The sequence below is a fragment of the Burkholderia sp. 572 genome (assembly GCF_040545135.1).
Classification (GTDB): Bacteria; Pseudomonadota; Gammaproteobacteria; order Burkholderiales; family Burkholderiaceae; genus Burkholderia; species Burkholderia cepacia.
The window spans coordinates 1-6,306 of the sequence record NZ_JBEPLH010000053.1 but is presented as its reverse complement, the minus strand read 5'-3'; the positions used below and the strand labels follow the sequence as shown (position 1 = coordinate 6,306).

Annotated in this window: 7 protein-coding genes and 1 pseudogene; 4 read left to right on the top strand and 4 right to left on the bottom strand. The window is 67.3% G+C overall.

Annotated elements, in window-relative coordinates; genetic code table 11:
• From ABIC51_RS40685 to ABIC51_RS40675, 3 genes and pseudogenes are all read left to right on the top strand, one after another.
• Window positions 1–249 (top strand): annotated as a pseudogene (locus ABIC51_RS40685) (putrescine ABC transporter permease PotI); the annotation flags it as partial.
• Window positions 250–373: 124 nt separating this feature from the next.
• The gene (locus ABIC51_RS40680) at window positions 374–568 is read left to right on the top strand and encodes a hypothetical protein (RefSeq protein WP_175899165.1); all 195 of its coding nucleotides are present in this window, start codon (window positions 374–376) and stop codon (window positions 566–568) included.
• Between the two features lie 62 nt (window positions 569–630).
• Window positions 631–1,065, top strand: a complete 435-nt coding sequence (locus tag ABIC51_RS40675; protein ID WP_175899167.1) for a GNAT family N-acetyltransferase — start codon at window positions 631–633, stop codon at window positions 1,063–1,065.
• 28 nt (window positions 1,066–1,093) lie between these two features.
• Here the strand turns inward: ABIC51_RS40675 and ABIC51_RS40670 are convergent, their stop codons facing one another.
• The 3 genes from ABIC51_RS40670 to ABIC51_RS40660 form a co-directional block, all read right to left on the bottom strand.
• On the bottom strand, window positions 1,094–1,669 hold the full coding sequence (locus tag ABIC51_RS40670) for a hypothetical protein (protein WP_175899169.1): 576 nt from the start codon (window positions 1,667–1,669) through the stop codon (window positions 1,094–1,096).
• A 144-nt stretch (window positions 1,670–1,813) separates the two neighbouring features.
• Complete coding sequence (locus ABIC51_RS40665; RefSeq protein ID WP_175899171.1) at window positions 1,814–3,097, bottom strand: cystathionine gamma-synthase family protein; 1,284 nt, start codon at window positions 3,095–3,097, stop codon at window positions 1,814–1,816.
• Window positions 3,098–3,237: 140 nt separating this feature from the next.
• Entirely contained in the window at window positions 3,238–4,134 is an 897-nt protein-coding gene (locus ABIC51_RS40660; protein ID WP_027789878.1) for a LysR family transcriptional regulator, read from the bottom strand.
• A gap of 140 nt (window positions 4,135–4,274) precedes the next feature.
• Between ABIC51_RS40660 and tam the strand changes: the two genes are divergently transcribed.
• Entirely contained in the window at window positions 4,275–5,060 is a 786-nt protein-coding gene (gene tam / locus ABIC51_RS40655) for a trans-aconitate 2-methyltransferase (RefSeq protein ID WP_226128216.1), read from the top strand.
• Window positions 5,061–5,089: 29 nt separating this feature from the next.
• On the opposite strand, the gene ABIC51_RS40650 is transcribed toward tam, so the two are convergent.
• Window positions 5,090–5,680, bottom strand: a complete 591-nt coding sequence (locus tag ABIC51_RS40650) for a GNAT family N-acetyltransferase (protein ID WP_060171680.1) — start codon at window positions 5,678–5,680, stop codon at window positions 5,090–5,092.
• Between the last annotated feature and the right edge of the window lie 626 nt (window positions 5,681–6,306).

Sequence of the window (6,306 nt, the reverse complement as noted above, 5' to 3'; positions counted from 1 at the left end):
TGGCTGCTGTCGTTCACGCTGTCGATCGACGACCTGGTGCTGTCGGCGTTCCTGTCGGGGCCGGGGTCGACGACGCTGCCGCTGGTGGTGTTCTCGCGCGTGCGGCTGGGGCTGAACCCGGAGATGAACGCGCTGGCGACGCTGTTCATCACGGCGGTGACGATCGGCGTGATCGTCGTGAACCGGATGATGATCGCGCGCGAACGGCGCCGCGTGGCCGACATGAAGGCGGCGTTCGCGGTGGCGTGAGCGCGGGCATGATGGTGTGACGGCATGACGAAAGCGACGGCGGGCGCATGACGGGCCCGCCGTTTGCGGTGGTCGCTTGCTCGGGGGGAGGGAAACGGGGCGATCGTGCGCGGTGTGCGCGCTCATGACCGAGCGGGTCGGCTACGGTGACGGCGATGATGCCACGTGCAAGGCGGCGCAGCCGCCGCGATTCGCAACGGTGCCTTCGGCGCCGGGTTTCGGGTTCCCGATGTGGCCGAACGACGCGTGGGAATGCCACATCGCACGCGATATCGCGCGCGAGCAGCGCGGTCGCCACGCGGCGGGCGACGCGCTATAGTCGTGCGACGCCCGCTGACGGTGCGATACACCCGGCGGCCCTTTCACTGACGCGCTCTCCCGATGACAGCCCTTCCCGACGTTACCCTGCGACTGACCGACATCGAGCAGCCGGCCGTACACGATTTCATCAGCCGCAAGCTCGGCGAATTCAATCACGCGATGACGGGGCGCGCCGACGCGGCCACGCTCGACGTGTACGTGACCGATCCCGCGACGGGCGAGATCGTGGGCGGCCTGACGGGGCGCACGTCGCTCGGTCTCTTCTTCATCGATCTGTTCTACCTGCCCGAATCGCTGCGCGGCGGCGGGTTCGGCAGCCGGCTGCTGCGCGAGGCCGAAGCGGAAGCGAAACGACGCGGATGCGCGCGGGCGGTGCTCTACACGATCTCGTTCCAGGCGCCGGATTTCTACCGGAAGCAGGGTTACGAAGCATTCGGCGAAGTGCCGTGCGAACCGGAAGGCACGTCGCGCGTGTTCATGGTGAAGGTGCTTTGAACCGGTTCGGCCGTCGTGCGTCGCGCGCTCAGATTCTCGTGGCGATCGCCTTGGGCGTATAGCTGGCGTGAGTGGCCGGATCGACGAACCGGCCTCTGAAATATCCGTCGCCGTTCGCGTCGGATACGAGCGTCTGATGGGCCGGATCCAGCATGCGGCGCCAGAATGCGTTCCGGCGTTCGATGTTGTCGATCGTTTGCGTCTTCCCGAGAATGTGGCCGGTCATCGTTGCGTCCTTGTCGCTGAGGCTGCCGGCGAGCAGGAGCGAGAAGCCTGGCGGAAGGGGAAGCGTTCGATGGATCTCCGACCAGCACAGCGTGCCGATGCCCCGGCAGCACAATACCGGCGGAAGCATGAAGTCGCCGATGTGCATCTTGAACGACGAGTCGTCGAGCGGAAGCCACCGTTCGCTGAACGGGAATTTCCTGACCCGGGTGGACGATCCGAATGGCGACTCCCGGTATTCGAATTCGACGGACACGCGGCCCGTGCAGCAGCGATCGGGCAACGCGTCCAGCTTGTCGATTTCCTGCACGATCGTCATGGTCGCGATCGGCACGCCTTGCAGATCGGCGATCCGGTACGAATGCCGCGTGGTGTTCATCGTGTTGATCCTCGAGCAAGCACGACGACGGAGCTCGAACGTCGGCATCCGGGCGTCGGCGTCCGGGCGTCGGCGTCCGGGCGTCGGCATCCGGGCGTCGGCAGCGTGCCCCGTGCCGGCGGCACGGAGCACACGCCGTCCGCGTCAGCAATGCTCCAGCGCGTACGACAGGTCGGCGATCAGGTCGTCCGGATGTTCGAGCCCGACCGACACGCGAATCAGCCCTTCCGACACACCGGCCGCTGCGCGCGCTTCGGCCGGCACGCCCGAATGCGTCGTCGATGCCGGATGGCAGATTAGCGACTCCGTGCCGCCGAGACTGACCGCGGACTTGAAGAGCGTCAGGTGGTTGATGAACCTGAACGCCTGCTCGCGGCCGCCGTCGAGGATGAACGCGAACGTCGAGCCGGGCCCGCTGCACTGGCGCCGGTAGACGGTCTGGTAGGCCGGATCGTCGATGAGCTCGGGATGCAGCACGCGCACCGGCCGATGCGGATTGTCGGCGAGCCAGCGGGCGACGGCGCTGCCGCTGCGCGCGGCCTGCTGCATGCGCAGTACGAGCGTTTCCATCGAGCGCGTGATCATCCACGACGAATGCGGGTCGAGCTGCGAGCCGAGCGTGCTGCGGACCGAGCGGATCTTCGTGATCAGGTCGCGGGTGCCCGTCACGCCGCCGGCGACGAGGTCGCTATGTCCGCCGATGTATTTCGTCAGCGAGTACACGCTCAGGTCGATGCCCTGCCGCGACGGCTTCTGATACAGCGGCCCGAGCAGCGTGTTGTCGCAGACCGACAGCGGGCGGTAGCCGTGCCGCGCCTCGAACGCATCGATCTCGCTGCGCAGCCCGTCGAGGTCGAACAGCGCGTTGGTCGGGTTGGCGGGCGTCTCGATGTAGCACATCCGCACGTTGCCCTTTTGCGCGGCCGCTTCGAGTGCGGCGCGGATCGCGCTGGTGGACAGCCCGTCGGCTATCACTTCGGAGCGGATGCCCCACTCGGGCAGGAACTTCGAGATCAGCGTTTCGGTGCCGCCATACAGCGGCACGGACTGGACGACGCAGTCGCCCGGCCGCAGGAACGTCAGCAGGATCGCGGCGATTGCCGACATGCCGCTCGACGTCACGACGGCGGCTTCGGAATCGTCGAGCAACGCGAGGCGATCCTCGACGATCTCCAGGTTCGGGTGATTGAAACGGCTGTAGACGAGGCCCGCGCCTTCGCCTTCGGGCGAAGGCTTGCGCCCGGCCACGACGTCGAAGAATTCGGCGCCGTCCTCGGCCGTGCGGAACGCGAACGTCGACGTGAGGAACACGGGCGGCTTCACCGATCCTTCCGACAGGAACGGATCGTAGCCGTACGACATCATCTGGGTTTCGGGATGGAGTTCCCGGTCTGCAATCTTGCGCTTGTGGTAGTTGCGATAGGCCATGCGGTGCTCCGTGCAGGGGTGGTGAGGAACGGCCGTTGCAGCGGCGGCATGACGCGTGCGGCGCCGGGTAGGCACCGTTCGTCGCGACCGCGTGACGCGATACTACCCGAAGGCATGGCCTTCGTGACGCGCGACTGTCACTATCGAGAGGGTGTCGCCTGTTCGACGATCATGTCGTACAACGCACGGGCGGCCGGCGACAGTTGCGCGCTCCGGCGCGTGACGAGCACGAGCGTGCGCGACACCACGGGCTCGACGAGTTCGATCGTGCGGATCATCGGGTACGCATTCTTCTGGATCGCGAGCTTCGGCACCACCGCCGCGCCGAGCCCTTCCGCGACGAGCCCGAGCGCCGTCGAGCTGCGCTGTACTTCGTAGAACGAATGCAGCGACACGCCGCTCGTCTTCAGCGCGCCGTCGAGCAGCCCGCGATTGCCGCTCACTTCGCCGGCGAAGATCAGCGGATGCGGTTGCAGGGCGGCCCAGCGAATGCGCCGCCGCTTCGCGAGCGGATGATCGTCGCGGCACACGAGTACATACGGGTCGCTCGTCAGCGGGACGTTGACCAGTTCGGGATGCTGGTCGCCGGCGATGCCGATGCCGAACTCGGCCTCGCGATGCAGCACGGCCTGCAGGACCGACGCCGACGCGTGATCGAGGATCTTCACGCGATCGTGCGGGCGGTGCGCGGAGAATGCGCGCAGGATGCGAGGCAGGTATTGCACGCCGACCGTCGGCACGCACGCGATCGTGACGTCGCCGCGCTGGCTCAGGCCGGTTTCGCGAATTTCGGTGAGCGCGTCGGACAGCTCGTTCAGCAGCCGGCGCGCTTGCGGCAGGAAGCGCCGGCCGATTTCGGTGAGGGTGGTGCGGCGCGTGGTGCGCTCGACGAGCGCGACGCCGAGAAAGGTTTCGAGCTTGCGCAGCCGCTGCGTGATGGCCGTCTGCGTGACGTGCAGCGTATCGGCCGCCTGCCGGAAGCTGCCGCCGTCGGCGATCGCGACGAAAGCCTGAACACCGAGCGTATCGATCTTCATCAGAATTTTGAATCAATCACGATATTAAATTCATTTTACTGAACTTCACGACGACCGCAGAATGCTTCGCATCGACGGCCCCCCGCACCGCGCACGCCGGCAGCGGCACGGCCGTCCACGCCGACCACGAGGAGAATGACATGACGACCCCACTCGATCGATACGCGGCCCAGTACGTGCAATTCGAGGACGAACGCACGCGGCCGATCCGCGATCTGCTCGCCGCTGTGCCCAACACGCCGATCCGTACCGCGATCGACATCGGCTGCGGGCCCGGCAATTCGACGGAGGCGCTGATCGCGCGTGCGCCGGACGCAACGGTCCACGGAATCGATGCGTCGGCGGACATGATCGACGCCGCGCGCAAGCGCCTGCCGGACCTGCGTTTCGACGTCGTGGATATTTCCACGTGGAACGATCCCGGCGGCTACGACCTGATTCTCGCGAATGCGGTGCTGCAATGGGTGCCCGCGCACGACACGCTGTTTCCGGCACTCGTCGGCCGGCTCGCGCCGGGCGGCCATCTGGCGGTGCAGATGCCCGACAACCTCGACGAACCCGCGCATCGGCTGATGCGCGAGGTCGCCGCGGCCGGGCCGTGGGCGGACAAGCTGAAAGGCGCGGCGCGCACCGAGCGGTTCGATGCGCGTTATTACCACGCGCTGCTGTCGCCGCTGTGCTCGCGCGTGGACGTGTGGCGCACGACCTACTACCACCCGCTGCGCGGCGGTGCCGATGCGGTCGTCGAATGGTTCAAGGGGAGCGCGCTGCGGCCGTTCCTCGCGGCGCTCGACGACGGCGAGCGCGCGGCGTTTCTCGCGCGGTATCGCGACGCGGTCGCGGGCCCGGGCGGCTATCCGGCGCTTGCCGACGGCACCGTGCTGCTGCCGTTCCCGCGTCTGTTCATCGTGGCGACGCGGGCATGATCCGGATGTGACGCGCGTTCGGCGATGCGTCAGCGCGCCGGCCGCATGGATTCCGGGTCGACCGTGCGGATCCGTGCGGTCTGCCCGTCGCGCAGGTCCTTGTACCAGAACAGCGCGACTTCACCGTCGTTCTCGTCGTCCGCGTACAGCAGGCGATCGTGCCCGCCCAGCACGAAGCCCGAGCGGGCATAGGTACTGCACGCGGCGATGTTGTTCGACTGCGTTTCCAGCCGCATGAAGCCGAACCCGTGGCTGCGCGCCCAGGATTCGGCGGCCGCGAGCAGCAACTGTCCGATGCCTTGCCGTCGGCTGAGGCGGTCGACGGCCAGCTCCGCGATCTCGGCCATCCCGTTCCAGCTCTGGCTGATCGCCACGAACCCGGCGAGCCGGCCGCCGGCCGTCGCGCGAAAGAGCGCCGTTTTGCCGGTCGCCTCGTCCGCCCAGCCGGCCGGATCGAAGCCGTAGTGCTTGCGGCGCGCCGGCAGCGCGCGCAGATCGAGCAAGTCCTGATACGGCGCGTTCAATTCCCACGCGATGTCGAACGAGAAGTCGCATCGATCCAGTTCGTCGGCGGGAAGCGCGCTCGTCTGTTCGATGCTGATGTGTTCGGCTCGGTCCATGTGTCGGTGTCCTGTCTTCTGCGGGATGGCGTGGTGTCGTCGGTGATGCGATCGCCGGCATCGTGAGGTGCGCCGCATCGAGTGTGTGCGTGCCGCGGATTTTTGCGCCCGCACAGTTCGCCGTGCGCGAGACCGGCACAGACTGGCTCCTCCCGTGACGGCGAAACGCGGGCAAACCGTGAACCGGATGGCGACGCAAACGTGTGCGGGGTACGCGCACCGGCGAGGGCGCTCTTTCAACCGCCTGATTATGCTGGATTTCGGCATGAGGCCGTCGCCGGCATCGACGCGATGCGGGCCGTCGTGCGTCGCGACTTCGATCCGGGTGACCGTCGGTCGCCTGTGGAGGAAAGACGACAGGAACCCGAATAATTGTTTACCGTTTCGTGACAACTCGATATATTCCGAAAAATATATCGAAGGTCGTGGCGTCGTCAGGCGCCACGTCGTCCACCCGCTCCACGAAAGCCGGAAGAGATTCTGACCTGCATCGCCGGAGCAACGCGTCGTGGGGGGGGGGGGGGGGGGGGGGGGGGGGCGCCCCCCGGCCCCCCCCCCCCCCCCCCCCCGCGAAAACCCACCACGCCCCCCCCGACCCCCCCAACGAAGCGCGGGCCGAGAGAGAG